General features: G+C 67.9%; 27 protein-coding genes. 15 read left to right on the forward strand and 12 right to left on the reverse strand.

The genetic code is table 11. The features are described 5' to 3' along the window. Window positions 1-113 precede the first annotated feature (113 nt). Both ABE434_RS06410 and sufT read right to left on the reverse strand, forming a co-directional pair. Window positions 114-1211 carry a branched-chain amino acid aminotransferase gene (locus tag ABE434_RS06410; protein ID WP_346478232.1) on the reverse strand — a complete coding sequence of 366 codons (1098 nt, stop codon included), beginning with the start codon at window positions 1209-1211 and terminating at the stop codon, window positions 114-116. 57 nt (window positions 1212-1268) lie between these two features. After that, a complete protein-coding gene (gene sufT / locus ABE434_RS06415; RefSeq protein ID WP_019182393.1) occupies window positions 1269-1820 on the reverse strand; it encodes a putative Fe-S cluster assembly protein SufT in 552 nt (183 codons plus the stop codon). A 118-nt stretch (window positions 1821-1938) separates the two neighbouring features. Here sufT and ABE434_RS06420 point away from each other — a divergent pair, with 118 nt between their 5' ends. Beyond that, window positions 1939-2358, forward strand: a complete 420-nt coding sequence (locus ABE434_RS06420; RefSeq protein WP_346478233.1) for a hypothetical protein — start codon at window positions 1939-1941, stop codon at window positions 2356-2358. Window positions 2359-2455: 97 nt separating this feature from the next. On the opposite strand, the gene ABE434_RS06425 is transcribed toward ABE434_RS06420, so the two are convergent. Further along, entirely contained in the window at window positions 2456-3910 is a 1455-nt protein-coding gene (locus tag ABE434_RS06425; RefSeq protein WP_346478234.1) for an NAD(P)(+) transhydrogenase (Re/Si-specific) subunit beta, read from the reverse strand. Next, on the reverse strand, window positions 3907-4215 hold the full coding sequence (locus tag ABE434_RS06430) for an NAD(P) transhydrogenase subunit alpha (RefSeq protein WP_121044596.1): 309 nt from the start codon (window positions 4213-4215) through the stop codon (window positions 3907-3909). Before ABE434_RS06430 ends, ABE434_RS06425 begins: the two co-directional genes overlap by 4 nt. A gap of 130 nt (window positions 4216-4345) precedes the next feature. On the opposite strand from ABE434_RS06430, the gene ABE434_RS06435 reads away from it, so the two are divergent. Genes ABE434_RS06435 through ABE434_RS06445 form a run of 3 tightly spaced genes read left to right on the forward strand, consistent with a single transcriptional unit; the run spans window position 4346 to window position 5672 of the window. After that, window positions 4346-4921, forward strand: coding sequence for an RNA polymerase sigma factor (locus tag ABE434_RS06435; protein WP_346478235.1), 576 nt, complete (start codon window positions 4346-4348; stop codon window positions 4919-4921). Window positions 4922-4941: 20 nt separating this feature from the next. Further along, window positions 4942-5253 (forward strand): hypothetical protein, encoded by a 312-nt coding sequence (locus ABE434_RS06440; RefSeq protein WP_346478381.1) that lies wholly within the window; start codon window positions 4942-4944, stop codon window positions 5251-5253. Beyond that, the gene (locus tag ABE434_RS06445; protein WP_346478236.1) at window positions 5253-5672 is read left to right on the forward strand and encodes a DUF3106 domain-containing protein; all 420 of its coding nucleotides are present in this window, start codon (window positions 5253-5255) and stop codon (window positions 5670-5672) included. The genes ABE434_RS06440 and ABE434_RS06445 overlap by 1 nt, the downstream gene beginning before the upstream one ends. A gap of 8 nt (window positions 5673-5680) precedes the next feature. On the opposite strand, the gene ABE434_RS06450 is transcribed toward ABE434_RS06445, so the two are convergent. Next, entirely contained in the window at window positions 5681-6763 is a 1083-nt protein-coding gene (locus ABE434_RS06450; RefSeq protein ID WP_346478237.1) for an NAD(P) transhydrogenase subunit alpha, read from the reverse strand. Window positions 6764-6834: 71 nt separating this feature from the next. After that, window positions 6835-9162: a DUF1631 domain-containing protein gene (locus tag ABE434_RS06455; RefSeq protein ID WP_346478238.1), complete on the reverse strand. Its 2328-nt coding sequence runs from the start codon at window positions 9160-9162 to the stop codon at window positions 6835-6837. A 330-nt stretch (window positions 9163-9492) separates the two neighbouring features. On the opposite strand from ABE434_RS06455, the gene ABE434_RS06460 reads away from it, so the two are divergent. The 4 genes from ABE434_RS06460 to ABE434_RS06475 are packed head-to-tail and all read left to right on the forward strand — an operon-like array spanning window position 9493 to window position 12385. Next, the gene (locus ABE434_RS06460) at window positions 9493-10068 is read left to right on the forward strand and encodes a nitroreductase (protein ID WP_176990322.1); all 576 of its coding nucleotides are present in this window, start codon (window positions 9493-9495) and stop codon (window positions 10066-10068) included. 28 nt (window positions 10069-10096) lie between these two features. Next, window positions 10097-11035 (forward strand): 5'-3' exonuclease H3TH domain-containing protein, encoded by a 939-nt coding sequence (locus ABE434_RS06465; RefSeq protein WP_179460999.1) that lies wholly within the window; start codon window positions 10097-10099, stop codon window positions 11033-11035. Continuing rightward, a complete protein-coding gene (locus tag ABE434_RS06470) occupies window positions 11032-11583 on the forward strand; it encodes an NUDIX hydrolase (RefSeq protein WP_346478239.1) in 552 nt (183 codons plus the stop codon). The genes ABE434_RS06465 and ABE434_RS06470 overlap by 4 nt, the downstream gene beginning before the upstream one ends. Continuing rightward, window positions 11576-12385, forward strand: coding sequence for an N-formylglutamate amidohydrolase (locus ABE434_RS06475; RefSeq protein ID WP_346478240.1), 810 nt, complete (start codon window positions 11576-11578; stop codon window positions 12383-12385). Before ABE434_RS06470 ends, ABE434_RS06475 begins: the two co-directional genes overlap by 8 nt. A 53-nt stretch (window positions 12386-12438) precedes the next feature. On the opposite strand, the gene ABE434_RS06480 is transcribed toward ABE434_RS06475, so the two are convergent. Together ABE434_RS06480 and ABE434_RS06485 are read right to left on the reverse strand one after the other, a co-directional pair. Then, window positions 12439-13104 (reverse strand): hypothetical protein, encoded by a 666-nt coding sequence (locus ABE434_RS06480; RefSeq protein ID WP_346478241.1) that lies wholly within the window; start codon window positions 13102-13104, stop codon window positions 12439-12441. Between the two features lie 4 nt (window positions 13105-13108). After that, window positions 13109-14560, reverse strand: coding sequence for an MFS transporter (locus ABE434_RS06485; RefSeq protein ID WP_346478242.1), 1452 nt, complete (start codon window positions 14558-14560; stop codon window positions 13109-13111). Window positions 14561-14670: 110 nt separating this feature from the next. On the opposite strand from ABE434_RS06485, the gene ABE434_RS06490 reads away from it, so the two are divergent. Then, window positions 14671-15558 carry a LysR family transcriptional regulator gene (locus ABE434_RS06490; RefSeq protein ID WP_346478243.1) on the forward strand — a complete coding sequence of 296 codons (888 nt, stop codon included), beginning with the start codon at window positions 14671-14673 and terminating at the stop codon, window positions 15556-15558. Between the two features lie 137 nt (window positions 15559-15695). Here the strand turns inward: ABE434_RS06490 and pip are convergent, their stop codons facing one another. Then, the gene (gene pip, locus ABE434_RS06495; RefSeq protein ID WP_346478244.1) at window positions 15696-16640 is read right to left on the reverse strand and encodes a prolyl aminopeptidase; all 945 of its coding nucleotides are present in this window, start codon (window positions 16638-16640) and stop codon (window positions 15696-15698) included. Between the two features lie 102 nt (window positions 16641-16742). Then, window positions 16743-17588, reverse strand: a complete 846-nt coding sequence (prmC, locus tag ABE434_RS06500; RefSeq protein ID WP_346478245.1) for a peptide chain release factor N(5)-glutamine methyltransferase — start codon at window positions 17586-17588, stop codon at window positions 16743-16745. A 427-nt stretch (window positions 17589-18015) separates the two neighbouring features. Between prmC and ahpC the strand changes: the two genes are divergently transcribed. From ahpC to ABE434_RS06525, 5 genes are all read left to right on the forward strand, one after another. Continuing rightward, the gene (ahpC, locus tag ABE434_RS06505) at window positions 18016-18579 is read left to right on the forward strand and encodes an alkyl hydroperoxide reductase subunit C (RefSeq protein WP_176990330.1); all 564 of its coding nucleotides are present in this window, start codon (window positions 18016-18018) and stop codon (window positions 18577-18579) included. Between the two features lie 151 nt (window positions 18580-18730). After that, a complete protein-coding gene (ahpF, locus tag ABE434_RS06510; protein WP_346478246.1) occupies window positions 18731-20323 on the forward strand; it encodes an alkyl hydroperoxide reductase subunit F in 1593 nt (530 codons plus the stop codon). A 90-nt stretch (window positions 20324-20413) separates the two neighbouring features. After that, window positions 20414-21370 carry a DNA-binding transcriptional regulator OxyR gene (oxyR, locus tag ABE434_RS06515; protein ID WP_346478247.1) on the forward strand — a complete coding sequence of 319 codons (957 nt, stop codon included), beginning with the start codon at window positions 20414-20416 and terminating at the stop codon, window positions 21368-21370. Window positions 21371-21508: 138 nt separating this feature from the next. After that, window positions 21509-21916, forward strand: coding sequence for a nucleoside diphosphate kinase regulator (rnk, locus tag ABE434_RS06520; protein ID WP_346478248.1), 408 nt, complete (start codon window positions 21509-21511; stop codon window positions 21914-21916). Window positions 21917-21969: 53 nt separating this feature from the next. Beyond that, on the forward strand, window positions 21970-22932 hold the full coding sequence (locus ABE434_RS06525; RefSeq protein ID WP_346478249.1) for a transaldolase: 963 nt from the start codon (window positions 21970-21972) through the stop codon (window positions 22930-22932). A 324-nt stretch (window positions 22933-23256) separates the two neighbouring features. Here the strand turns inward: ABE434_RS06525 and msrA are convergent, their stop codons facing one another. Beyond that, the gene (msrA, locus tag ABE434_RS06530; RefSeq protein WP_346478382.1) at window positions 23257-23910 is read right to left on the reverse strand and encodes a peptide-methionine (S)-S-oxide reductase MsrA; all 654 of its coding nucleotides are present in this window, start codon (window positions 23908-23910) and stop codon (window positions 23257-23259) included. 30 nt (window positions 23911-23940) lie between these two features. Further along, the gene (locus ABE434_RS06535; protein ID WP_176990334.1) at window positions 23941-24207 is read right to left on the reverse strand and encodes a DUF2007 domain-containing protein; all 267 of its coding nucleotides are present in this window, start codon (window positions 24205-24207) and stop codon (window positions 23941-23943) included. A gap of 133 nt (window positions 24208-24340) precedes the next feature. Between ABE434_RS06535 and ABE434_RS06540 the strand changes: the two genes are divergently transcribed. Next, window positions 24341-26089, forward strand: coding sequence for a glutamine--tRNA ligase/YqeY domain fusion protein (locus ABE434_RS06540; RefSeq protein ID WP_346478250.1), 1749 nt, complete (start codon window positions 24341-24343; stop codon window positions 26087-26089). Window positions 26090-26208: the final 119 nt, after the last annotated feature.

Here is a 26208-nt window from a genome sequence, read left to right on the forward strand (position 1 = left end):
CCACGGACTCCTGCAGAGCCGGCCAGCGGCCGGCACTACCGATTTCGAACGGGCAACAAAAAACCCGCCTGTCGCCAGGCGGGTTTCGATGCTTCAGCTCAGACCCCGAGGACTCAGGCGTCCAGGCGGACTAGCCAGCCATGACGGTCCGGCAGGCGGCCGTACTGGATGTCGGTCAGTTCCTTGCGCAGCGACATCGTCACTTCGCCGGCCGGGGCGTTGATGTCGCCCACCGAGAAGCCTTCGCCCTTGAGCTGGCCGATCGGGGTGACCACCGCAGCGGTGCCGCAGGCGAACGCTTCCACGATCTCACCGGAGGTCACGCCGTCCTTCCACTCATCAAGGGTGACCTTGCGCTCTTCGACCTTCATGCCGCGGTCGCGCGCCAGCTGCAGGATGCTCTCGCGGGTGATGCCTTCCAGGATGCTGCCCGACAGCGACGGGGTCACCAGGGTGCCGTCCTTGTAGACCAGGAACACGTTCATGCCACCCAGTTCTTCCAGGTACTTGCCCTCGACCGGATCCAGGAACAGCACCTGCGAGCAGCCCTGCGCCTGCGCCTTCTGCTGTGGCAGCAGCGAGGCGGCGTAGTTGCCACCGCACTTGGCCGCGCCGGTGCCGCCCTTGCCCGCGCGTGCATATTCGGTGGACAGCCAGATCGACACCGGGGCCACGCCCTTGGCGAAGTACGGGCCGGCCGGGCTGGCGATCACGTAGTAGCCGGCCTTGTGCGCGCCGCGCACGCCGAGGAAGGCTTCATCGCCGATCATGAACGGACGGAAATACAGGCTGGATTCGTCGGCCGACGGCACCCAGCTGGCGTCCACCGCAATCATCTGCTTGAGCGATTCGACGAAGATGTCGACCGGCAGTTCCGGCAGCGCCAGGCGCTGCGCCGAACGCTGCAGGCGGCGGCCGTTGGCCTCCGGGCGGAAGGTCCAGATCGAACCGTCGGCGTGGCGGTAGGCCTTGATGCCTTCGAAGATTTCCTGGCCGTAATGCAGCACCGCGGCGGCCGGGTCCAGCTGCAGCGGGCCATACGGGCGCACCACCGCATCGTGCCAGCCGGTGTCCTTGTCCCAGCGCACTTCCACCATGTGATCGGTGAAGTGCAGACCAAAACCGGGGGCGGCCAGGATGCGCTCACGCTCCTCGCTGCTGCGCGGCTGGGCGGAACGGGTGGTGTTGAAGCTCACGGAAGACTGGGACACCGGATATTTCCTGTTCTGGTTACGGGGAACGCCGTGACGCCGGCTGGCGATGGGCGGTTACAGCATGCCGGTTTCGAGCCGGGCGGCCTCGGACATCATGTGGCGGCCCCACGGCGGGTCGAACACCAGCTCGACGTCGGCCTCGGCCACCGTCGGGATCATTTCCAGCTTGCTGCGCACATCATCGACCAGTATCTCGCCCATGCCGCAGCCGGGCGCGGTCAGGGTCATCTTGATGTCGACCTCGCGCTGGCCGTCGTCCAGGTGCTTGAGGTCCACTTCATAGACCAGACCCAGATCGACGATATTGAAGGGGATCTCCGGGTCGAAGCAGGTGCGCAGCTGCTGCCACACCAGTTTTTCGACCTCCTCGTCGGAGGCATCGGCGGGCAGTTCCAGCGCCGGGGGCGCTTCCTTGCCGATGGCATCGCCATCCTTGCCGGCGATGCGGAACAGATTGCCTTCGACAAAGACGGTATAGCTGCCACCCAGGGCCTGGGTGATATAGCCATAGCTGCCAGCCGGCAGCGTGACCGTTTCGCCCTGCGGGACCATGACGGCCTCGCAGTCGCGTTCGAAGTGGACAGGTTCACTGCTACGGGAATACATGTGGATCGATATGGGGGTCGCGGCCAATTCCCGCAAGGCGACCATTTTAGCCCAGTGGCCGCCCATGCGCCGGTCACCCCGCAAGCCGGTATCCTGTCCGGACTTACAGGAAGATTGCATGTCGCCCACGTCCGTGCCTGTCCGGAGCCGCCACTGGCTCTGGCCCCCGCTGTTTCTGCTTGGTGTCGTCACGGCCACGCTGGCCTGGTTGTTCATCGCCCTGCTCACCGGCCGCCAGGCCGGCTGGATGGCGGTTATTGCGGCATTGGAGATCGCATTCATGCTGCGCCTGGGGACCCTGCGCGCGGGTGCTGCCCGGGTGGTGCTGACCCTGCTGGCCACCGTGCTGGTGGCGCTGGCCGCCAACTGGGGCATCGCCTCGGCCTACCTCGGCGGCGCGATGGGGCTCACGCCGTGGGAATCAGCGTTGCGCATGGGGCCCTATCTGGCCTGGACCCTGAGCGGCCTGGCGAACGGCGCGGTCGAATGGCTGTGGCTGGGCGTGGCGCTGGTCGTGGGCTGGTGGGTGGCGAGGTAATCGCCCCACGACCAACGGTCGTGGCCTACCGATGACCGGATGACCGCGCACGGACGCCGGCAGGTCACGACCGTTGGTCGTGACCCTTGCATCCGCCTCAATGCCCGCCGTCGAGCGCCTTCAGTTCGCTGACCAGCGCGCTCGCCGCACCGGCACCATCGCCGTACAGCATCCGGGCGTTGTCGGCGTAGAACAGCGCATTCTCGATGCCGGCAAAGCCGGTGCCCTTGCCGCGCTTGATCACCACCACGTTGCGGGCGTTGACCACGTCCAGGATCGGCATCCCGTAGATCGGGCTGGCCGGGTCCGTGCGCGCGACCGGATTGACCACGTCATTGGCGCCGATCACCAGCACCACATCGGTGTTCGGGAATTCCGGGTTGATGTCGTCCATGTCGGCGATCAGATCGTAGGGCACGCCCGCTTCGGCCAGCAGCACGTTCATGTGGCCCGGCATGCGCCCGGCGACCGGGTGGATCGCGAACTTCACCTTGATGCCGCGATCGATCAGGCGCTGCGCCAGCTCCCATGCCTTGTGCTGTGCCTGGGCCACGGCCATGCCGTAGCCGGGCACGATCACCACGCGCTCGGCGAAGGCCAGCATCGCGGCGACATCGCTGGCCTCGATCGGCTTCTGCGCGCCGCTGATTTCCTGCGCGACCCCGCCGCCGCCGAAGTTGGAGAACAGCACGCCGCTGATCGGGCGGTTCATCGCCTTGGCCATCAGGCGGGTCAGCAGGATGCCGGCCGCGCCGACCATCATGCCGGCGATGATCAGCGCCTCGTTGCCGAGCACGTAGCCCTCGAAGGCCACGGCCAGGCCGGTGAACGCGTTGTACAGCGAGATCACCACCGGCATGTCGGCGCCCCCGATCGGCAGCGTCATCAGCACACCGAGTGCGAGCGCGACCACGAAGAAGCTGATGATCGCCACCGGGCTCAGGGTGACCGCCGCCCAGATGCCCAGCACCACCATCGCCAGCGCGACCAGCAGATTGAATGCCTGCTGCCCCGGGAAGGTCACGCGGCGGTCGAGGCGCCCGTCGAGCTTGGCCCAGGCGATGATCGAGCCGGACAGCGAGACCGCGCCGATCGCCGAACCAATCACGGCCAGCGCAAGCACGGTGGCCGACGGCTGGCGCGCGGCGAGATCAGCCAGCGCCTGCTCGCTCCAATGGGTGGTATCGCGGTTGGCCAGGAACGAGAAGCGCAGCAGTTCGACCGCGCCGATCGCCGCCGCCGAGCCACCGCCCATGCCGTTGTAGAGCGCCACCATCTGCGGCATGTCGGTGATCGCCACGCGCTTGGCCGACCACCACGCCACGCCGGTGCCGATCGCCACCGCCGCCAGGATCAGCGGGATGTTGTGCAGCTCGGGCAGGAAGAACGTCGCCACCGTGGCGATCAGCATGCCCAGGCCGGCCCAGCGGATGCCGCTGCGCGCGGTCATCGGCGAGGCCATGCGCTGCAGGCCAAGCAGGAACAGGGTCGCGGCGACCAGATAGCTCACCTGGACCAGCCACTGCAGGAGTTGCGCGGTGGTCACGTTCAAGGCGTCTTCTCCCCGGCGTCGCGCTTGGCGCTGGGCTTGAACATGTCGAGCATGCGTTCGGTCACTACGTAACCGCCGGCCGCGTTGCCCGCGCCGAGCACCACCGCGATGAAGCCGATGATCTTCTCCAGCGGGGTCTGTGCGTGCCCCAGCACCACCATCGCGCCGATCAGCACGATGCCGTGGATGAAGTTGGAGCCGGACATCAAAGGGGTATGCAGGATCACCGGCACCCGTGAAATGATCACGTGGCCGGCAATGGCGGCCAGCATGAAGATGTACAACGCCACGAACCCGTCGCTCATTGCAGTCACTCTCCCAGGCGGTCATCCCGTCCCCTGCATCATAACCATGCGCTGAACCAATCGGGCAGGCCGGTCAACCGCAGCCGCCCTGGCGCGTTCTCACGGTATCCCCCTGCCGGAACGCTACCCTGTGCTGGTGAGCTCTCCCCTACCGTCGACGGATGCCGACCTGCCTGCCACGCCCGAGGTGGCGCTGCCGGTGTCGCTGGATGCGTTCCTGGCCGGGATCGGCCCGCGCGCGTTCCGTTTCGCCGAGGCCGGCCTGCGCCAGCGCGACGACGCGCTGGATGCGGTGCAGGACAGCATGTTGAAGATGCTCGGTTACCGCGACAAACCCGCCGCCGAGTGGGCGCCACTGTTCTGGAGCATCCTGCGCCGCCGCGTGGTGGATCTGCAGCGCCGCCGTGGCTTCCGCCTGAAGTTCTGGCGCAGCGGCGACGATACCGGCGGCGAGCATGACATCGACTGGGCCGACCACGCGCCCGGCCCGGCCCAGGCCCACGAGCAGCGCGACCAGTACGCGCAGCTGGTCCAGGCGCTGCGGGAGCTGCCCGCCCGCCAGCGCGAGGCCTTCACCCTGCGCGTGCTGCAGGACCTGGACGGCGCCACCACGGCCAAGGCCATGGGCTGCAGCGAAGGCGCGGTCAAAACCCATCTTTCGCGCGCCCGCCAGGCGCTGCAGCAGTCTCTGGAGATCGCCCTGTGAACCGCCCCCTGCCCCCTTCGATGCATGACGATGCCGCCCTGCGGCAGCTGCATGCGCAGGCGCTGGATACCCTCTCGCCGGTTACGCTGGCGCGGCTGCGCGGCGCGCGTCATGCCGCCTCACCGGCCAGGCGGCATGCCCCCTCCTGGTGGATGGCCACCGCCTGGTCGGCGGTGGTCGCGCTCGCGTTGGGCTACAGTTTCCTCCTCGGCGAATCGACCGCCCCGCCGGCAGCGGTCGTGGCGAGCGCGGCCGATGACGGCAGCGATGTCCTCGACGAAAATCCCGATCTGTATGTGTGGCTGGGCAGTACCGACCTGGCAATGGAGTGATGATGAAACTGCGACTGCCCCTGGGGCTGGTGTTGCTGACGCTGAGTGCGGCCGGCTGGGCCCAGACCGCCCCGCTGCCGGACTGGGACAAACTCAGCCCGCAGCAGCGCGAGGCGTTGATCGCGCCCGTGCGTGACCGCTGGAACGACGCGCCGGCGCCGCAGCGCGAGCGCATGCTGCAGCACGGCCAGCGCTGGCTGAGCATGACCCCGGAACAGCGCGCGCAGGCGCACCGGGGCCGGCACCGTTTCGAGAACATGACGCCGGAGCAGCGCGAGCAGGCGCGCGCACTGTTCGGTCAGATGCGCAGCATGACCCCGGAACAGCGCCAGGACCTGCGCGACCGGTGGGCGCGGATGACCCCGGACGAACGCAAGGCCTGGCTCAAGGCGAACCCCGCCCCGCCGCCGAAGCGCTGAGCGTTTTTTCAGGCGGCGACCCAGCGGGTTTTCGCGAGCAGTTCGTCGTCCCAGTCGAAGGTGACGGCGCCCTCTTTCAGGAACAGGGCGACGAAGTTGTAGACGTTGCGGGCGTACATCTCGCTGGCATGCACCGCGCCCTGGCTGGCCAGGTTGAGCGGGCCATCGATGAGCACGCCGTCCAGGTCCACCACCTCGCCCGGTCGCGTGGCCTCGCAATTGCCGCCGGTTTCCGCGGCGAGATCGATGATCACGCTGCCCGGCTTCATGCCACGCGCCATCGCGGTGCTGACGATCTTCGGCGCCGGCCGCCCTGGCACTGCGGCGGTGCAGATCACCACATCCACCGTACGCAGATGCTCGCCGAGGCGACGCTGCTGCTCGGCGCGTTCTTCATCGGTCAACGGGCGCGCATAGCCACCCTCGCCGACCGCGCTGACGCCCAGGTCGAGGAACTTGCCGCCCAGCGATTCGATCTGCTCGCGGGTTTCCGGGCGCACATCGAAGCCTTCCACCTGCGCGCCCAAGCGACGCGCCGTGGCGATCGCCTGCAGGCCCGCCACGCCGGCGCCGACCACCAGCACCTTGGAGGGACGGATCGTGCCGGCGGCGGTGGTGAGCATCGGGAAGAAGCGTGGTGCGCGCTGGGCGGCGATCAACGTGGCTTTGTAACCGGCCATGCCGGCCTGCGAACTGAGCACGTCCATCGATTGCGCCCGCGTAGTGCGCGGCAAGCGTTCCAGCGGAAACGCCTGCAGGCCGCGCGACTGGATCAGGCCAGCCCGCTCGGCATCGGCCTGCGGGTGCAGCATGCCGATCAGGCTGGCGCCGGATTTCAACCGCGCAAGGCGGTCGTTGGACGGTGGCTGCACGCACAGCACGATGTCGGCCTGGCCCAGGCGGGTGTCATCGGCGGGCTGCGCACCCACCTCCTGATACACCGCATCGGGGAAGCCGGCAGCCAACCCGGCATCTGGCTCGAACGACACGCCCGCGCCGAGCGCGATCAGCTTCCGCGCCGTTTCCGGCGTCATCGCCACGCGCCGTTCCCCCGGCGCATGTTCCTTTACCACCAACACCTCGACAGCCATGCCTGTCCCCGACGATCAGCGGATTGTGGGCTGATCGTAACCTGATCGCCGGGCCAGCGCGGCCCGGGGGCTCAATGCACGGTGGCGTTCCTGGTATCCAGCCGATCGATCACGCCCTGCATGGCGCTGTCGAACGCGCCATCGTCGATATGCGCCCGCAGGCGACCCAGGCGCACCATCACCGCCAGTTCTTCCGGCGAGGCCACGCAGAAGCGCACCCCGCGCCGGTTGACGAACAGCAGGCGCTGGGAAATCGGGCTCACCCAGGACAGCTTGCCGGCCTGGACCTTGCCGTCCTTGTCGACGAAATCCAGCCAGGTGCCGATCTCCAGGCCGCGGAAGCGGTCGGCATCGGCATTGTCGAAATCGCTGACATCAACCTTGCTGCCCAGCTCGACCGCCGCCGATTCCTGCGTCGGCGGCGACGGCAGCGCCACCTGCGGCAGTTCGGGCAGCGCGCGTTCCAGCTCGGGGCGCGATTCGGCGATGCCCTGCAGGGTGTCGTGCAGCGCATCGATGGCGCTGGTCGCCGCATCGGCATGTACGCCGACACTGGCAAACACCTTGCGCAGCGCCGGATGCCAGGCCTGCAGCCAAGGCTTGCCGACGATATGGCGGCGCGCCTCGGCTACTTCTTCCAGCATGCCATCGGCCAGGCTCAGTGCCTCGCCGACCGACGCCCCGTCTTCGCCTTCGCGCAGCACGGTCAGGGTCAGATGGTGCTGCCACGGCTGGCGCAGGAACTCACCGATCGCCTGCGGCAAGGTGGTATCGCCGATGCGGCGGTCCAGTTCGGCACTGGCGCGCTGGCGGGCCATTTCGAGCTTTTCCTGACCGCGCTGGGTTTCGGCGGCACGCCGCTCGGCGATCTCGATCCGGCGCCGGTGCTGGGTCAGGAAATCGCGGAATTCTTCTTCCAGGGTCAGGAAGATCGCCAGGTTCTCGTTGAACTCGGCGACCAGGCGCTCGATGATTTCCTCGACCTTGCCCATCAGCACGCGCTCGGCCTGGCTCTCGCCGGTATTGCCTTCGCAGGCCTCGGCCAGCGAGTTGAGCAGCTTGCGCGCCGGGTGGGTCTTCTGCACGAACATGCGGCGATCGAGCATGGCGACCTTGACGAAGGGCACCACCAGCCGGCCGATCAGCTCACGCGAGCGGCCCTCCAGGTCGCGCTCGTCGAGCATCACGTCGAACAGCATGCCGACCAGGTCGATCGCATCCTCGTCCTGGGGGTCCAGCCGCGCCTGCGCGGGATCGACCCCGAGCCGGGTCGCGCCGGACAGCACTTCACTCTTCAGGCGTTGCGCCAGCGATTCGCCGTCCTCGCCGATCGCCGCGCGCAGGGTCGCGCTCGGCGTGGCCTGCAGCAGCGAGAGCACCGACATCATCTCGCGCTGGCTCAACGGGCGTTGCTGGCCCACCGCGACGCTGGCCGCCGACGTGGCGTCCTCGCGCACGTGACGGGTCTGCTGCAGGAGTTCATGCAGGGCATCGAGCAGCATGCCCTGGTTGCCGCCAAGGCTCTCACCGCCCTCGCCATGCGCGTCCTGCGCGGCCTGCGCGCCTCCGCTACCCTGGAGGCGGCCACGGCTCTCGGCCCAGCGGTCGGCGAAACGACGGGCCCAGGCCGGTGCCTGCCCCTCGTCGCCCGCCGCGCCCAGCCCGGCCTCGGTCTCGAACCCATCGAAGGCGTCGCGGTCATCGCGCTGTGGCGGCGACGGTGCGCGCGGCGCAGGCCGACGCGCGGCCATCTGCGGCATCACGCCGGCCGCGGCCAGTTGTTCGTCCAGATAGTCGTACCGCTTGCCGATCGGCTGCTGCAGGTCGCGCTCGCACAGTTTGATCAGCACCAGCCGCACTTCCGGGGCCAGTTCACAGTCGGCGAAGGCCTCATGGATGGCCACGCCGAGGTGCTCGGGGCTGATCGGGTTGGTATCGGCCTGCAGTTCCAGGCCGCCGGCGATCACGCCCAGGCGGCGGTCCAGCCGCGACAGCACCGGCTTGAAGTCGCGCAGCAGCACGGTGGCGAAGTTGCGCACCGCCAGCCGGGATTCCAGCACGTGTTCGGGCACCAGGCTCAGCCCGTCCTCGATCTGGCCGGCCAGGGTGGCCTCGGCCGACAGCGGCTCGCCCCGCTCCAGCGCGTCCCAGGCCTGGGCCAGGTGGGCGCGGAAGCCGGACACGATGTCCTCCCGGCGGCGGCGCAGTTCGCGCATGCCATCCAGGAACAGCAACTGCGACGCGCCGGCGGTGCCGGCACGGTCGAACAGCACATCATCGAAGCGCGCCAGCACCGTCGAGAACGACTCGACCAACCCCGGCAGCACGGCCTCGCGGGCCATCTTCAACAACGCCGGGTCACGGCCCGGGTGCCCCCCTACATTGGGCGTGGCAATCATGCGAAAAGGCTCCCCACCCTCGCAGGCACTGAGTACAGCATGGAAACAACGATCGCCGGCGCACCCCATGCGCCCACGTTCGGATGGTAGGCCGGCCGACCGGTCAGAGACAGTGAAACAGTCGACACTTTAAACCTCGTTACCGGTGGCCCGGCAGGCTTTGTATCGTAAGCGCAGCAGGCCCGGGAAGCGAGTACAGCCACGTGAAGGAAGTCCGCTGATTAGGTGATGTTCATCACGCTTTGTCGCAAATTGCACCGAGATACCCAGGACCGTGTCACAAACGGTCGCGACTATAATCAGGGCACCGTGAAGCCAGATCGAGAGCCCATGTCCGTTCCCCCCGCGCTGCATGCCCTGGACGCCCGCCGTTCGGTCCCCGCCAAGCAACTCGGCGAGCCCGGCCCCGACCCGGCGACCCTGCTGCGGATGCTGGCCTCGGCCGTGCGCGTACCCGACCACGGCAAGCTGGTGCCCTACCGCTTCCTGCGGATCACCGGCGATGCGCGTCACAGTCTGGGCGCGTTCCTCGCCGAGCGCGCCGTCCAGCGCGACCCCCAGGTGTCGCCGGCCCAGCTGGACAAGGACCGCCAGCGTTTCTCCCATGCCCCGCTGGTCATCACCGTCATCGCCAGCCCGCGCCCGAACCCCAAGGTGCCCGAGGCCGAACAGCTGATGACCGCCGGCTGCGTCTGCTTCGCCCTGCTGCAGGCCGCGCAGGCGCTGGGCTTCGGCGCCCAGTGGCTGACCGCCTGGATGGCCTTCGACCCCGCCGTGCACGCCCACCTCGGCCTGGCCGAGGGCGAGCAGATCGCCGGCTTCATCCACATCGGCACGCCGAAGACCGCGGTTCCCGAGCGCGAGCGCCCGGATCCCGCCGCGCTGCTGCAGGACTGGGAGGGCTGAGATGTCCGCCCTTGCTGCCGGCCCCGGCATGGCCCCGCCGCCGCTGCGTGCGCCGTTGTACCTGGTCGATGCCAGCCTGTACGTGTTCCGCGCCTGGCATTCGATGCCGGATGAGTTCCAGGACCAGCAGGGCTGGCCGACCAATGCCGTGCACGGCTTCGCGCGCTTCCTGCTCGACCTGCTCGAGCGCGAGCGGCCGGCGAACATCGCCATCGCGTTCGATGAAGCGCTGGACAGCTGCTTCCGCCACCGCATCTATGCCGCCTACAAGGCCAACCGCGATCCCGCGCCGGATGCGCTGCGCCGCCAGTTCGCGCACTGCAAGGCGCTGTGCACCGCGCTCGGCCTGGCGGTGCTGGCCCACCACGAATACGAAGCCGACGACCTGATCGGCAGCGCCCTGCACGCGCGCCGCGACGCCGGCATGCGCGGGGTGATCATCTCCGCCGACAAGGACCTCTCGCAGCTGCTGTTCGAGCATGACGAGCAGTGGGATTACGCGCGCAACCAGCGCTGGGGCATGGCCGGTGTCAAAGCCCGCCACGGCGTGCATGCGCACCAGATCGCCGACTACCTGGCGCTGTGCGGCGATGCGGTCGACAACATCCCGGGCGTGACCGGCGTGGGCGCCAAATCGGCCGCCGTTCTGTTGGCGCATTTCGGCAGCATGGACGTGTTGTATGAGCGCCTGGACGAAGTGCCCTTCCTGCGCCTGCGCGGTGCGGCGCAGATGGCGGTGCGGCTGCGCGAACAGCGCGAGCATGCGCTGCTGTGGCGCCAGCTGACCACCATCGCGCTGGATGCCCCGCTGGAGGGCGCCGCCGTTGATTTCAGCCGCGGCGTGGCCGATGCGCAGATGCTGCAGGGCCTGTGCGATGCACTGCGGTTCGGGCCGTTGACCCGTCGCCGCCTGTTCACCGCCGCCGGCCTGTCCGATTCCTCTTCCGTTGCCAGCGAGTTCGCATGAGCCCTACTACGCAAGACCCGAAGGTTGTGTTTGAAGGCAAGTACCAGCGCATGGTCGTGCGCGGCACCTGGGAGTACAGCGAGCGCACCCACGCCGGCGGCCTGGCCGCGATCATCATCGCGGTCACCCCGGCAGACACCGTGCTGTTCGTCGAACAGTTCCGCATCCCGCTGCAGGCCAGGACCATCGAGATGCCGGCCGGGCTGGTCGGCGACATCGATGCCGGCGAGTCGATCGAGGTTTCCGCCGTGCGCGAGCTGGAGGAAGAAACCGGCTGGACCGCCGAGCACGCCGAGGTGCTGATGATCGGCCCGACCTCCTCCGGTGCGAGCAGCGAGAAGATCGCCTTCGTGCGCGCCACCGGCCTGCGCAAGGTGGGTGAGGGCGGTGGCGATGCCAGCGAAGACATCACCGTGCACGAGATTCCGCGCGCCCGCGCCGCGGCATGGCTGGTCGAGAAGATGGGCCAGGGTTACGAGCTGGATGCCAAGCTGTGGGCCGGCCTGTGGATGATCGAACATCACCTGGACGGCACCCCGCGTGGCTGATTCGTTCGCCCATCCGGACACCGCCACGGCCCTGCTGGGGCCGGCCGATCCGGCGCCGTTCACCGTGCACCAGGCGCAGGGCCACTCACCGTTCCTGCTGATCGCCGACCATGCCGGGCAGCAGGTGCCGGCGTCACTGGCCGGGCTCGGCCTGCCGCAGGCCGAACTGGACCGCCACATCGGCTGGGACATCGGTATCGCAGGGGTCACCGTGGAACTGGCGCGCCTGCTGGATGCGTGGGCGATCACGCAGACGTACTCGCGGCTGGTGATCGACTGCAACCGGCCGTTGGCCTCGCCCACGCTGATGCCGGCGGTCAGCGACCTCACCGTGGTGCCCGGCAACCAGGGCCTGTCGGCGCTGCAGCGGCAACAGCGTATCGCGGCGATCCATGCGCCCTACCATGCGCGCATCGATGCCGAGCTGGACACGCGCCAGGCGCAGGCCCGGCCGACGTTGCTGGTGATGATGCACAGCTTCACCCCTGTCATGAATGACGCCGAGCGGCCGTGGCATGCCGGCGTGCTGTACCACCGCGACACGCGGTTCGCACATCGCCTGCTCGATGCGCTGGGCGATGAAGGCGACCTGGTGGTGGGCGACAACCAGCCCTACGCGGTCAGCAGCACCAGCGACTATGCCGTGCCGGTGCATGGCGAAGGCCGCAGGCTGCTGCACGTGGAGCTGGAAATCCGCCAGGACCTGATTGCCGATGCCGCCGGCCAGCAGGCCTGGGCGCAGCGCCTGGCGCGCATCTTCACCACCCTGCAGCCGCAGCTGGTCGCAGTGCCAGCGGCATAAGGCGTACTGTCAACCAGCGCCGGTAGTGCCGGCCGCTGGCCGGCAACCCAACATCACCCCAGCGCAGGCGCCTCCATCCACGGAAACGCGCGGTATCCCCGCATCTCCAGCGTGATGCCGACCGCCTGGAAGTCCGCCGCAATGGCAGCGGCACGCGGGCGCTCCAGGTCACGACCGAGTTCCACAGGCAGGTCACGGCACGACGCCAACGCCCGGCCCACCGGGACATCCAGCACCGCTGCAACGATGCGGGCAGCGTCCTTCACCTTCGATGCCGGGCACTGCACCAGCGCCACGTCGAACGCGGCGAAAATCCCGCGCCCCACGCCCAGCGCACGCGCGGCCTGTCGTGCCTCGGCCGTCGCCTCGCCCAGGGCCTCATCGATGCCCGCCACCTGCAGGAACGCGTCGTACTCGCTGTAGTACGCCAGCGCCTGCGCGTAGTCGTCCAGCGTGGACAACGGACGCTGGCGCTTCTGCACGTCCAGCACATCAGCGAAGGTGGCGGCCTCCAGGTACGTGCTCAGCGCATGCTGGCCGGCGAACGCTTCAACGCTGGGGTCGTCATGCTCAGCGTCATGGTCGGACAACCAGAACCGGGCATCACGTTCGTCGCCGTCGGTTGCGTAGACCCAGCCATACCGGTCCCACACGTCACGATCGTTGCTGCATCCCGCGATGGCCTCAAGTGCCTGGCCCAAGGCAAGAAGGTCGGTCATCGGCTTATCCTTCACCCGCGCACACCGGCGTCGGCGCCGGCGTCGCGGCATCTTCCTGCGGCCGCAGCCACAGCGCGACGCCCACGCCCAGCAGCGCGAACAGCGCCGCGCCGTACTGCGCGTTGATCATGCCCTGCAGGGCCGCGTCACTGCTGGCACCCGCGCTGCCACGACCGGCATTGGCCACCATTACCAGCAGCGCCAGGCCCAGCGCGCCACCGATCTGCTGTGCCGTGGCGGCCATGCCGGAGGCCACGCCCTGCTGCGCGGCCGGCACGCCCTGCCCGGCCACGATCCACATCGAGGTCCAGGTGATGCCCTGGCCCAGGCTGAGCACCACGATGCCCGGTAGCAGCGCCCAGTAGGTCGCGCCATGGGGCAGCGCGACGGCGACCGCGGCGATGCCGACCGCGCCGGCCAGCATGCCAACCGTCAGCACCTGGCGCGGCGAACGCCGGGCGAGCATGCGCTCGGCGATGCGGATGCCGAACGTGCACACCAGGGTCGGTGGCAGGAACGCCAGGCCCGCCTGCAGCGCGCTCCAGCCATAGCCATCCTGGTAGTACAGCGCCAGGAAGTAGTACTGCACGCCGTAGCTGCTCATGAACAGCATCGTCAGCAGCATCGCCGCACGCAGGCTGCGCAGGCGCAGCAGCGCGAACTGCATCAGCGGGTCGCGGCTGCGGCGTTCGATCTGCACGAAGGCCGCCAGCATCACGGCCGACACGACCAGGCAGATCAGCGTGCGTGGCGCCAGCCAGCCCCACTCCGGGCCCTGCACCAGCGTGGTCACCAGCAGGCTGCCGCCGACGGTCACCGTCATACAGCCGGCCAGATCGAACGAGCGGCCGGCCAGCGGCGCGGGGTCGCGCGGCAGCCACCAGCCACCGAGCAGCGCGCAGCCGCCGGCGAACGGCACGATCACCAGCAGCACCGAGGCCCAGCCGAAGCTCTGGGTCAGCACGCCACCGAGCAACGTGCCCAAGGCCAGGCCGCCGGCGCTGGCCATCGACCAGATCGCCAGCGCGCGATTGCGTGGCGCGCCTTCGGCGTAGAGCGTGTTGATCAGCGCCAGCGTGGCCGGGAACAGCAGCGCCGCGCCGATGCCCTGCACCGCGCGGGCGGCGATCAGCAGCCAGGCGCTGTTGCTGAAGCCGCCGACCAGCGAGGCCAGCGCGAACAGTGCCATGCCCAGCCGATAGACCCGGCGGCGCCCCAGCAGATCGGCCGCACGGCCGCCCAGCAGCAGGCACCCGCCGAACGCCACCGTGTAGCCGCTGACGATCCACTGCAGCTGCTGGGCATTGATGTGCAGCTGCGCGCCCATCTCGTGCAGGGCGACGAAGATGATCGTGGAATCCAGCGCGATGATCAGCTGGGCGGTGGCGAGCAGGGCCAGGGCCAGGCGGGGGAACGCCAGCGCCGGGGCGCCAGCGGGAGACAGGGGGGAGGTCATGCCGACTCGGTGGGACGTAAGAAAGGTGGGCAGTCTCATTGATGACGCTGCATAAATAAACCCGGATACTTCGATATCTGTCATGCATATCCGCATGAATCGGAGGAGCGATGGACCTCAACGCCGTGCGCATGCTGGTGCAGGTGGCCGAAGCACGCAGCTTCACGGTCGCCGCCGGCCAGCTGGGGATCAGCCAGTCCGGGCTGTCGCGGGCGATCGGGCGGCTGGAAAGCGCGCTCGGTGTGCGCCTGCTCCACCGCAATACCCGCAACGTCAGCCTGACCCCGGATGGCCGCCAGTTCGTCGAACATTGCGCGCCGCTGCTGAGCGGGCTGGAGGATGCCGAGCGGCGCCTGGGCGATCGGCCGTCCACGCCGTCGGGCGTGTTGAAGCTGACCGCGCCGTCGATGTTCGGGCGCAAGGTGCTGGTGCCGCTGGCCGGGCAGCTGATGGCCACCCATCCCCAGCTGCAGTTCGAGCTGGTGCTCAACGACCGGCTGGTCGATCTGGTCGAGGAAGGTTTCGATGCGGCGCTGCGCACCGGGCCGATCAGCGATGTGCGCATGGTGGCGCGGCCCCTGCGGCCGTTGAACTGGGTCACGGTCGCCTCGCCGGCCTATATCGCGCGGCACGGAGAACCGGCCAGCGTCGATGCGCTGCACGATCACGCCTGCCTGGCGGTCCGCAATCTGCGCAGCGGGCGGTTGGTGGACTGGCAGTTCCGCGAGGCCGACGGTCAGCTGCGCGAGTTCACCCCGCCGGCGCGGATGGTGTTCGACAGCGGCGACCCGTTGGTGGAAGGCGCGCTGGCCGGGATCGGCATCGTGCAGGTGATGGATTTCGCGGTGGCCGATGCGCTCGCCGACGGCCGGCTGCAGCGGGTGCTGCAAGCGTTCGAGGGGCGCAGCCGGGTGCTGTCGCTGGTGTACCCGCCCTCGCGGCAGGCCTCGCCGAAGCTGCAGGTGTTGGCGGAGGCGTTGTTGGGCGGTGATTGGTAACCCGCCGCATCACGACCAACGGTCGTGATCTACCGCATGGTGCACGGGGCGATGGCGATCACGACCAACGGTCGTGATCGGCCGGGCGACGCACGGGGCTGCCCGGTTGGTGCCGACCGTTGGTCGGCACACCACCATCAACCCGCGAAGCGATCCGTCGCACGCACGAGCGCGTCGACATTCTCGGCTTCGAACGCGGAGTGACCCGACGCCGGGCTGATCTCCAGCGTCGATTTCGGCCACGCCTTGTGCAGTTCCCACGCACTCTGCAGCGGGCAGACCACGTCGTAGCGGCCGTGCACGATCACGCCCGGAATATCGGCGATGCGGTGCGCGTCGCGCAGCAGTTGTTCTTCCACCTCGAAGAAACCGCCGTTGACGAAGTAATGGTTCTCGATGCGGGCGAAGGCCAACGCGAACTGCGGATCCTGGTGGCTGTTCACGAAATCATCGTCCACGTGCAGGAAGCTGGTCGCGCCTTCCCACACGCTCCACGCCTTGGCCGCGGCCAAGCGGGTGGCTTCATCGTCGCTGGTCAGGCGGCGGTGGAAAGCGGAGATCAGGTCGTGGCGCTCCACGGCCGGGATCGGCTCGAGGTAATGCTCCCACGCATCCGGGAACAGGCGGTTGGCGCCTTCCTGGTAGAACCATTCCAGCTCCCAGCGGCGCAGCATGAAGATGCCGCGCAGGACCAGCTCGGTCACGCGCTGCGGGTGGGTCTGGGCATAGGCCAGCGCCAGGGTCGAGCCCCAGCTGCCGCCAAAGACCTGCCAGCGATCCACCTTGAGGTGCTCGCGCAGCTTCTCGATATCGGCGACCAGGTCCCAGGTGGTGTTGTCGACCAGGTCCGCATGCGGCGTGGAACGGCCGGCACCGCGCTGGTCGAACAGGATGATCCTGTACTTGGCCGGGTCGTGGAACTGGCGCATTTTGTCGCTGCAGCCGCCGCCCGGGCCACCGTGCAGCATCACCACCGGCTTGCCGTCGGGATTGCCGCACTGCTCGAAGTACAGCGTGTGGCGGTCATCGACCTTCAGGGTGCCGACGTCGTAAGGGGTGATGGCGGGATACAGCGTACGCATGACAGGAACTCCATGTGGAATGACAGTCGCCGCATCACGCTGCGCGGCGGCCCGGTGGACAGGTCATTCTAGCCTCGGGGTCACCGCAGGGACGGCGCGCGGTCAGGCCGGCAGACAGCCCAGGCTCACCCGGTCGCGCTGTTCCAGATCGCGCTCGGTGGCGACCGACTGGAAACCGGCGTCCCGCAGCAGCGCGCGGATCGCCTCGCCCTGGTCCCAGCCGTGTTCGATCAGCAGCCAGCCGCCGGGAAGCAGGTGCGCTGCCGCACCGGCGATGATCAGCCGGATGTCGTCCAGCCCATCAAGGCCGGAGGCCAGCGCGGTGGCCGGCTCGAAACGCAGGTCACCCTGCACCAGGTGCGGGTCGTCGCTGGCGATATACGGCGGGTTGGTCGCGATCAGATCGAACCGCTCACCGGCCAGCGGGGCATACCACGCGCCCTGCCGGACGCTGACGTTGCCCAGCGCGTGACGTTGCGCGTTGCGCGCCGCGACCGCCAATGCGGCCTCGCTGAAGTCGGTGGCGATGACAGTGGCCTGCGGCCGTTCGCTGGCCAGCGCCAAGGCGATCGCGCCGCTGCCGGTGCCCAGATCCGCGATCCGCAGCGGGCGGTTCTCCGGCAACCGGGCCAGCGCCAGCTCGACCAGCAGCTCGGTCTCCGGGCGCGGGATCAGCGTGGCCGGGCTGACCTCCAGATCCAGCGTCCAGAAACCGCGGCGGCCCAGCAGGTAGGCCACCGGCGCGCCGGCCACGCGCTTGGCGAGCAGGGCCTCGAACGCCGCGGCATGCGCCGGCTCGACCGGATCGGTGGCGTGCGCGAACAGCCAGCTGCGCTCGCGCTCCAGGACGTGCAGCAACAGCAGTTCCGCTTCGTGCCGGCCTTCCACGCCAGGCAGGCGGGCGGCGGCATCGGCGAGCAGCTGGCGGATGTCAGGGGCGGCGGTCATGGCGGGACGGAACAGCGGTGGGGCGCGCAGTGTAGTCCACGGGGCCCTGGGGGCCGGCCCCGCGCCGGGGCTGTCCGCGACCGGCAACCGATTGAATCCACGCATCGACACTCATATATGGATCTGTGACCACTATCGAATTCAGTCCGAAATCCGGGGCCGTCGGCCGCCCGGCCCGCGCGACCGTTCAGGTTGCTGCTCCCCCGGATATGCAGAAACTATGGCACCGCCCGCCGCCTGTTCGGGCGTGGTCATTGCGCTGCAACGGTTCTGACGGTTAGGGCCGCCACCCTTCATCGCAGGATCAGCTGCTTTTGATAGTCTATGGCTATCGCATAGATGCAATCAATGGATTGTCCTTATGGGAACGGAGCCGCTAACCTGTGTTGGTCGCTTCACCCACCCCCTTTCACCAAGAGGAACAACGATGTCGCTCATCAACACCCAGATCCAGCCGTTCGAAGCCAACGCCTACCAGAACGGCGAGTTCATCAAGGTCTCCGACGCCACCCTGAAGGGTCACTGGTCCGTGCTGATCTTCATGCCGGCCGCGTTCACCTTCAACTGCCCGACCGAAATCGAAGACGCCGCCGATCATTACGCCGAGTTCCAGAAGGCCGGTGCCGAGGTCTACATCGTCACCACCGATACGCACTTCTCGCACAAGGTGTGGCACGAAACCTCGCCGGCCGTCGGCAAGGCGCAGTTCCCGCTGGTCGGCGACCCGACCCACCAGCTGACCAACGCTTTCGGCGTGCATATTCCGGAAGAAGGCCTGGCCCTGCGCGGCACCTTCATCATCAACCCGGAAGGCGTGATCAAGACCCTGGAGATCCACTCCAACGAGATCGCCCGTGACGTCTCCGAGACCCTGCGCAAGCTGAAGGCTGCCCAGTTCACCGCCGCCAACCCGAACCAGGTGTGCCCGGCGAAGTGGAAGGAAGGCGAAAAGACCCTGACCCCGTCGCTGGACCTGGTCGGCAAGATCTAAGCCGCTTCTCATCCCCATCCCCGCCCGCCGGGGGTGGGGGTGAACCCAAGCCGGTGCCCCACGCGCCGGTTTCGGTTCACCCCCATGTCGCGCAGATGCACCCGCGGGGTTCGTCGACGCTGTTCCCTTGCCTGAATCAAGGAGTTTTTCGATGTTGGATGCCAACCTCCAGTCCCAGCTGAAAACCTATCTGGAACGTGTCACCCGTCCGATCCAGATCACGGCGCACGTGGATGACGGCGCCAAGTCGCAGGAGATGCTCGAGCTGCTGAACACGCTGACCTCGCTGTCGACGCAGATCAGCCTGGACGTGCGTCGCGACAGCAGCGAGCGCACGCCCTCGTTCGCGCTGACCACGCCGGGCCAGGACATCCACCTGGTGTTCGCGGGCCTGCCGATGGGCCATGAGTTCACCTCGCTGGTGCTGGCGCTGCTGCAGGTCGGCGGCCACCCCTCCAAGGCCACGGCCGAGCTGATCGAGCAGGTGCGCAACCTGGAGGGCGAATACCGCTTCGAAACCTACTTCTCGCTGTCCTGCCAGAACTGCCCGGACGTGGTCCAGGCGCTGAACCTGGCGGCGGTGCTGAACCCGCGCATCCAGCACGTGGCGATCGATGGCGGGCTGTTCCCGGCCGAGGTCGAAGCGCGCCAGATCATGTCCGTGCCGACCGTGTACCTCAACGGTGAAGTGTTCGACCAGGGCCGCATGACGCTCGAGCAGATCGTCGCCAAGCTGGACACCGGTGCGTCCAGGCGCGATGCCGAAAAGCTCAGCACCAAGGCACCGTTCGACGTGCTGGTGGTGGGCGGCGGTCCGGCCGGCGCGGCCGCGGCGATCTATGCCGCGCGCAAGGGCATCCGCACCGGTGTGGCGGCCGAACGTTTCGGTGGCCAGGTGCTGGATACGATGGCGATCGAGAACTTCATCTCGGTCAAGGAAACCGAAGGTCCGAAGCTGGCCGCGGCGCTGGAACAGCATGTGCGCGAGTACGAGGTGGACATCATGAACCTGCAGCGCGCCACCGCACTGGTGCCGGCGGGCGACGATGGTCTGGTGGAGATCAAGCTGGAGAACGGCGCGTCGCTGAAGTCGCGTTCGGTGATCCTGTCCACCGGCGCACGCTGGCGCCAGATGAACGTGCCCGGCGAAGACCAGTACCGCAACAAGGGCGTAGCGTACTGCCCGCATTGCGACGGTCCGTTGTTCAAGGGCAAGCGTGTCGCGGTGATCGGCGGGGGCAACTCCGGCGTGGAAGCGGCGATCGATCTGGCGGGTCTGGTGACGCATGTGACCCTTCTGGAATTTGATGACAAACTGCGGGCCGATGAAGTGCTGCAGAAGAAGCTGCGCAGTCTGGGCAATGTCACCATCATCACCAGCGCCCTCACCCAGGAAGTGCTGGGCGATGGCCAGAAGGTGACGGGCCTGGTCTACCAGGACCGCATCGGGGGCGACTCGCACCGGGTGGAACTGGAAGGCATCTTCGTGCAGATCGGTCTTCTGCCGAATACCGAATGGTTGAAGGACACGGTGGCACTGTCACCGCGTGGCGAGATCCTGATCGACGACCGCGGCCAGACCAGCGTGCCGGGTGTCTTTGCCGCAGGTGATTGCACGACCGTTCCGTACAAGCAGATCGTCATCGCGATGGGCGCCGGTTCCACTGCGGCACTGAGCGCCTTCGATCACCTGATCCGCACCTCCGTTCCCAAGAGCAGCGGCGCTGTCGCCGAAGCTGCCTGAAACGTCCGGTTCCCGGTTCGCCGGGAACCTTGTCTGTCTGCTGGGTAGCCACGCCATCACCCGGTCCATTGCCGTGAGAGGTCCAAGGAAATGAACCTACGTGATTTGAAATATCTGGTGGCGCTGGCCGACCATCGCCATTTCGGCAAGGCCGCCGCTGCCTGCTTCGTCAGCCAACCCACCCTGTCCACCCAGATCCGCAAGCTCGAGGATGAGCTGGGTCTGCCGCTGGTGGAGCGCGCACCGCGCAAAGTCATGCTGACCCCGGCCGGGGTGGAGGCCGCCGCGCGTGCACGCACGATCGTGGCTGAAGTGGAGCAGATGAAAGAAGCCGCGCGGCGCAGTCGCGATCCCGAGGCCGGCACCGTCCGGCTCGGCATCTTCCCGACACTGGGTCCGTACCTGCTGCCGCATGTGATCCCCAACATCCGCGAGCGCTTCCCGCAGCTGGAGCTGTTGCTGGTCGAGGAAAAGAGCGACGAGCTGCTGACCCGCCTGCGCGAGGGCAAGCTGGACGCCGCCCTGCTGGCGTTGCCGCTGGACGATGACCAGCTGCATGCCGAATTCCTGTTCGAAGAGCCCTTCCTGCTGGCGGTCTCGCAGCAGCACCCGCTGGCGCGCCGCCAGCACCTGGATGTGCAGGAGCTGTCGTCGCAGAAGCTGCTGCTGCTCGAGGACGGGCACTGCCTGCGCGACCAGGCGCTGGCGGTGTGCCGGCTGTTCGGGGCCAACGAGAAATCCGAGTTCCGCGCGACCAGCCTGGAAACGCTGCGGCAGATGGTGGCCGCCGATGTGGGCATCACCCTGCTGCCGACGCTCTCGGTCAAGCCGCCGGTGCCCCGCTCGGACAACATCCGTCTGCTGGATTTCAGCGGCGATGACCGCCCCAGCCGCCGCATCGCGATGGCATGGCGCCGCAGTTCGGCGATGACCGGCTTCCTGGAGCAGCTGGCCCAGCAGTTCAAACGGCTGCCGCAGGGCCTGTTCGCGCTGGAGTCCACCGATGTCCCGGTGGCCGCCGCCACGCCGTTGCCACGCGCCGGCTGAGCCTGCCTGAACCGGCCGACGCGGCCGATACGCCGGACGGGTCGCATCCGTCTACGATTGTCAGCACAATAGAACGAGGCGGTGCCAGCAGGCGCCGCCTTTTTGCATGGGTCTTCCACAAACGCAAGGAGCTACACCATGTCCACTTCCAGCGGACTGCCCCCCTCGATCATCGTTTCAAGCCACGACATGGACCGCCTGGACGCCATGCTCGAGTCTCCCGCTGTCAGCCAGACGCCCGCCGGGATCGCCCTGGCCGAGGAGCTCAACCGCGCGACCGTCGTGGCGCCGGACGAGGTTCCCGAGGGCACCGTCATGATGCATTCGCGCGTGGAGTGCGAAGATGAGCTGCAGAACGAAAAGCACGTTCTGACGCTGGTCTATCCGCGTGAGGCCGATGTTGAACAGGGCAAGGTCTCGATCCTGGCACCGGTGGGTACCGCCCTGCTGGGCCTGTCGATCGGCCAGACCATGGATTGGGTGGCCCCGGGTGGGCGCAAGCTGCGCCTGCGGGTGACCGCCGTCCATCACCAGTCCCACGCCTGATCCCGCCTGCTGCGTCGTCGCGCAGGTTCCACCGATTCGTCCCAGGAGTTGCAATGAGCACCGTTTCGCTGTCCAAACTCTCCCAGCTGCGCGATCTGTCCGTGGTGGTTGCCGATACCGGCGATTACGAAGCGATCAAGCGCTTGAAGCCGGTCGACTGCACGACCAATCCCACCCTGGTGAAGAAGGCGCTGGATCTGCCGGTGTACGCCGATCTGATCGACAGCGCGCTGGCCTGGGGCCGCGAGCAGGGCGGTGAGCGCGAGACCATCGTGCACGCGGTGGCGGATCGGCTGACCGTGGGCGTGGGTACGCTGCTCAGCACGCTGGTACCGGGCCGGGTCTCGACCGAGGTCGATGCGGACCAGGCGCACGATACGGCGGCGACGGTGGCCAAGGCCCGCCAGTTCATCGCGATGTACGAAGCGGCCGGCGTGCCGCGCAGCAAGGTGCTGATCAAGATCGCGGCGACCTGGGCAGGCGTGGAAGCGGCACGCCAGCTGCAGGCCGAGGGGATCGACTGCAACCTGACGCTGATCTTCAACCCGACCCAGGCGCTGGCCTGCAGCGAGGCCGGCGCGTTCCTGATTTCGCCGTTCGTCGGCCGCATCCTGGATTGGTATGTGGCCAATGGCCAGTCGCCGGCCAGCATCGATGAGGACCCGGGCGTGGTGTTCGTGCGCGGCGTGTATGCCGAGTTCAAGCGCCGCGGTTCGCCGACGGTGGTGATGGGTGCGTCGTTCCGTTCGACGGCGCAGATCGAGGCGCTGGCGGGCTGTGATCGGCTGACGATCTCGCCGGACCTGCTGGAGAAGCTGGACGCCGATCACGGCGAGCTGCCGCGCAGGCTGGTGGCCGGTGCGGCGGAATCCGTCCAGGTGACGCCGATCGATGGCGCGCGGTTTGCGGCGGATCTGGCAGCCGACCCGATGGCCACGGAGAAGCTGGCGAGCGGCATCGATGCGTTCGCCAAGGATCTGGAGGCGTTGCGCCAGACGATCCGCGAGCGGCTGTAAGCGCTGGCGGTTGGCTTGATGACGAAAGGCCCCGCTCTGCGGGGCCTTTTGTTTTTTTGCGCGGACGGCAACGGCAACGGCAACCGCTCACTTTCGTCTGGGTTGGCGCGGTGTGGGCGCGTTTGCTGGACGCGCCGTAAACCCATCCCTGGGGGCTCGTGAGCGGCATCCATGCCGCTCCAACGGTCCTGCAAACCCACCCACACCGCACCGTCGACACTTGGCTGGTGCGTTGGGGAGAGCACGGGGCACGGAGCGTCGGGGAGTGGTGCGAAACGCAGGTGACGAACCTGGTAGAGCCGACCGTTGGTCGGCTCTTGGGTATCAGGCGTCCACGCCGATGGGGCAGCTGACGCCGGTGCCGCCGATGCCGCAGTAGCCGTTGGGGTTCTTGGCAAGGTACTGCTGGTGGTAATCCTCGGCGTAGTAGTACTCGGGCGCGGGGAAGGCGATGTCGGTGGTGATCGGGCCGTAGCCGCTGTCGTTGAGGCGCTGCTGGTAGGCGTCGCGGCTGGCCAGGGCAGTGTCGAGCTGGGCCTGGGTGGTGGCGTGGATCGCGGAGCGGTACTGGGTGCCGGTGTCGTTGCCCTGGCGCATGCCCTGGGTGGGGTCGTGGCTTTCCCAGAAGACCTGGAGCAGGCGCTCGAGCGGGGCGACGGCGGGGTCGTAGACGACCTCGACGATTTCGGTGTGTCCGGTGAGGCCGGAGCAGACTTCTTCGTAGGTGGGGTTCGGTGTGACGCCGCCGGCGTAGCCGACCGAGGTCGAGTAGACGCCCGGGATGGTCCAGAATTTGCGCTCGGCGCCCCAGAAACAGCCCATGGCGAAGCGGATGCGCGCCAGGCCGGTGAAGCTGTCCTTGAGGGGATGGCTGTTGACGTAATGCTGGTTGTGCAGCAGCGGCAGGGGCTGGTCGCGGCCCGGCAACGCTTCTTCCGGGCGCGGCAGGCGCTGCTTGAAGGCGCCGATGCCCAACAGACCGTTTCCAATACCCAACATGGCGTTCTCCTAGGCCGGCAACAGGCCGGCGCTTTCGTCTCCGTCGAATATGGGGTCGTCCGGGGCCGTGCCCAAGTCCAGTTGGGCGACGATGTCTTCCGCTTCGGGACGGGCCAGATCGGGAACGCAGACGCGCAGGACGCCGAACAGCGGGAGCTCGCCCATCCCGCCCAGCAGCGATTCCCCGAAGACGAACGCAGGGATGCCGGCGTCCTCCAGGGCGTGTTTGACCAGATGGGCATCGAACAGGTTGTCGGCCTGGTAGATCACGTGCATGGGCGGGCTCCGGAGGGCATGGGGCCAGCATACGCCCGGGGGCTGAAGGCGTGCCGACCCACGCGGCCGGGCAAGCCCACCCCCGACAGGCTAAACTGTTGGTCTTTCTGCCTTTTAACTGCGACCGCGCATCATGTCCGAGTCTACCGCCGCCCCCACCGACGCCCTTCCGGAAGCCCAGGAAAAACGGGATTTCATCCGTCAGATCGTCCGCGAGGACCTGGCGGCCGGCAAGCATGTCGCGATCAAGACGCGCTTCCCGCCGGAGCCCAACGGCTACCTGCACATCGGCCACGCCAAGTCGATCTGCCTGAACTTCGGCATCGCCGGCGAGTTCAACGGTGTGTGCAACCTGCGCTTCGACGACACCAACCCGGCCAAGGAAGATCCGGAGTACGTGGCCGCGATCCAGGATGACGTGCGCTGGCTGGGCTTCGAGTGGAACGAGCTGCGCCATGCCTCGGACTATTTCGATGCCTATTACCTGGCCGCGCAGAAGCTGATCAGCGATGGCAAGGCATACGTGTGCGACCTGTCCGCCGAAGAAGTGCGCGCCTACCGCGGCACCCTGACCGAGCCGGGCCGTCCGTCGCCGTTCCGCGAGCGCAGCGTCGAAGAGAACCTGGATCTGTTCCGCCGCATGCGCGCGGGCGAATTCCCGGATGGTGCGCGCACCGTGCGCGCCAAGATCGACATGGCCAGCGGCAACATCAACCTGCGCGACCCGGCGCTGTACCGGATCAAGCACGTCGAACACCAGAACACCGGCAGTGCGTGGCCGATCTACCCGATGTACGACTTCGCGCATGCACTCGGCGATTCCATCGAGGGCATCACCCATTCTCTGTGCACGCTGGAGTTCGAAGACCACCGCCCGCTGTACGACTGGTGCGTGGACAACGTCGATTTCGCCCACGACGATGTGCTGACCCAGCCGCTGGTCGATCGCGGCCTGCCGCGTGAAGCCGCCAAGCCGCGCCAGATCGAATTCTCGCGCTTGAACATCAACTACACGGTGATGAGCAAGCGCAAGCTGATGGCGCTGGTCACCGAGCAGCTGGTGGACGGCTGGGAAGACCCGCGCATGCCGACCCTGCAGGGCCTGCGTCGTCGTGGCTATACCCCGGCGGCGATGCGCCTGTTCGCCGAGCGCGTGGGCATCAGCAAGCAGAACTCGCTGATCGATTTCAGCGTGCTCGAAGGCGCGCTGCGCGAAGACCTGGACAGTGCCGCCGCACGCCGCATGGCGGTGGTCGATCCGGTCAAGCTGGTGCTGACCAATCTGCCGGAGGGCCACGCAGAAACCCTGACCTTCGCCAACCATCCCAAGGATGAGGCGTTCGGGACCCGCGAGGTGCCGTTCGCACGTGAGCTGTGGATCGAGCGCGAGGATTTCGCCGAGGTCCCGCCCAAGGGCTGGAAGCGCCTGGTGCCGGGTGGCGAAGTGCGCCTGCGCGGCGCCGGCATCATCCGCTGCGATGAGGTGATCAAGGACGCCGACGGCACCATCACCGAGCTGCGCGGCTGGCTGGATCCGGAATCGCGCCCGGGCATGGAAGGCGCCAACCGCAAGGTCAAGGGCACCATCCACTGGGTCAGCGCCGTGCACGCGGTGCCGGCCGAGATCCGTCTGTACGACCGCCTGTTCTCGGTGCCGAACCCGGACGACGAGTCCGACGGCAAGACCTACCGCGATTACCTCAATGCGGACTCGCGCCGCACCGTCACCGGGTATGTCGAACCGGCCGCGGCCAGCGCCACGCCCGAGCAGTCGTTCCAGTTCGAGCGCACGGGCTACTTCGTCGCCGATCGCCGCGACCATACCGCGGCCACGCCGGTGTTCAACCGCAGCGTGACCCTGCGCGATACCTGGTCGGCGTAAGCTGCACCCGGCCGGTGCCTGGCACCGGCCACCGTGTCATTCCAGCGCGGCCCTGCCACGGCAGGGCCTGCGCTCCAGCACTCCTGCGATCGGCGCAGCCCTGCGCCGGCGCCCGCGTG

It is taken from the genome of Stenotrophomonas sp. TWI1183, assembly GCF_039673115.1.
GTDB lineage: Bacteria > Pseudomonadota > Gammaproteobacteria > Xanthomonadales > Xanthomonadaceae > Stenotrophomonas > Stenotrophomonas maltophilia_AA.

What these genes read in the sequence shown, in the direction of transcription:
- ABE434_RS06465 (WP_179460999.1), top strand. Translation starts at nt 10,097, where the DNA reads ATGGCCCCGCCGCCGCTGCGTGCGCCGTTGTACCTGGTCGATGCCAGC.
- ABE434_RS06490 (WP_346478243.1), top strand. Translation starts at nt 14,671, where the DNA reads ATGGACCTCAACGCCGTGCGCATGCTGGTGCAGGTGGCCGAAGCACGC.
- ABE434_RS06525 (WP_346478249.1), top strand. Translation starts at nt 21,970, where the DNA reads ATGAGCACCGTTTCGCTGTCCAAACTCTCCCAGCTGCGCGATCTGTCC.
- rnk (WP_346478248.1), top strand. Translation starts at nt 21,509, where the DNA reads ATGTCCACTTCCAGCGGACTGCCCCCCTCGATCATCGTTTCAAGCCAC.
- pip (WP_346478244.1), bottom strand. Translation starts at nt 16,640, where the DNA reads ATGCGTACGCTGTATCCCGCCATCACCCCTTACGACGTCGGCACCCTG.
- ahpC (WP_176990330.1), top strand. Translation starts at nt 18,016, where the DNA reads ATGTCGCTCATCAACACCCAGATCCAGCCGTTCGAAGCCAACGCCTAC.
- ABE434_RS06540 (WP_346478250.1), top strand. Translation starts at nt 24,341, where the DNA reads ATGTCCGAGTCTACCGCCGCCCCCACCGACGCCCTTCCGGAAGCCCAG.
- ABE434_RS06480 (WP_346478241.1), bottom strand. Translation starts at nt 13,104, where the DNA reads ATGACCGACCTTCTTGCCTTGGGCCAGGCACTTGAGGCCATCGCGGGA.
- ABE434_RS06440 (WP_346478381.1), top strand. Translation starts at nt 4,942, where the DNA reads ATGCATGACGATGCCGCCCTGCGGCAGCTGCATGCGCAGGCGCTGGAT.
- ABE434_RS06430 (WP_121044596.1), bottom strand. Translation starts at nt 4,215, where the DNA reads ATGAGCGACGGGTTCGTGGCGTTGTACATCTTCATGCTGGCCGCCATT.
- ABE434_RS06445 (WP_346478236.1), top strand. Translation starts at nt 5,253, where the DNA reads ATGATGAAACTGCGACTGCCCCTGGGGCTGGTGTTGCTGACGCTGAGT.
- ABE434_RS06455 (WP_346478238.1), bottom strand. Translation starts at nt 9,162, where the DNA reads ATGATTGCCACGCCCAATGTAGGGGGGCACCCGGGCCGTGACCCGGCG.
- ahpF (WP_346478246.1), top strand. Translation starts at nt 18,731, where the DNA reads ATGTTGGATGCCAACCTCCAGTCCCAGCTGAAAACCTATCTGGAACGT.
- ABE434_RS06450 (WP_346478237.1), bottom strand. Translation starts at nt 6,763, where the DNA reads ATGGCTGTCGAGGTGTTGGTGGTAAAGGAACATGCGCCGGGGGAACGG.
- ABE434_RS06470 (WP_346478239.1), top strand. Translation starts at nt 11,032, where the DNA reads ATGAGCCCTACTACGCAAGACCCGAAGGTTGTGTTTGAAGGCAAGTAC.
- ABE434_RS06535 (WP_176990334.1), bottom strand. Translation starts at nt 24,207, where the DNA reads ATGCACGTGATCTACCAGGCCGACAACCTGTTCGATGCCCATCTGGTC.
- prmC (WP_346478245.1), bottom strand. Translation starts at nt 17,588, where the DNA reads ATGACCGCCGCCCCTGACATCCGCCAGCTGCTCGCCGATGCCGCCGCC.
- ABE434_RS06420 (WP_346478233.1), top strand. Translation starts at nt 1,939, where the DNA reads ATGTCGCCCACGTCCGTGCCTGTCCGGAGCCGCCACTGGCTCTGGCCC.
- ABE434_RS06460 (WP_176990322.1), top strand. Translation starts at nt 9,493, where the DNA reads ATGTCCGTTCCCCCCGCGCTGCATGCCCTGGACGCCCGCCGTTCGGTC.
- ABE434_RS06485 (WP_346478242.1), bottom strand. Translation starts at nt 14,560, where the DNA reads ATGACCTCCCCCCTGTCTCCCGCTGGCGCCCCGGCGCTGGCGTTCCCC.
- sufT (WP_019182393.1), bottom strand. Translation starts at nt 1,820, where the DNA reads ATGTATTCCCGTAGCAGTGAACCTGTCCACTTCGAACGCGACTGCGAG.
- oxyR (WP_346478247.1), top strand. Translation starts at nt 20,414, where the DNA reads ATGAACCTACGTGATTTGAAATATCTGGTGGCGCTGGCCGACCATCGC.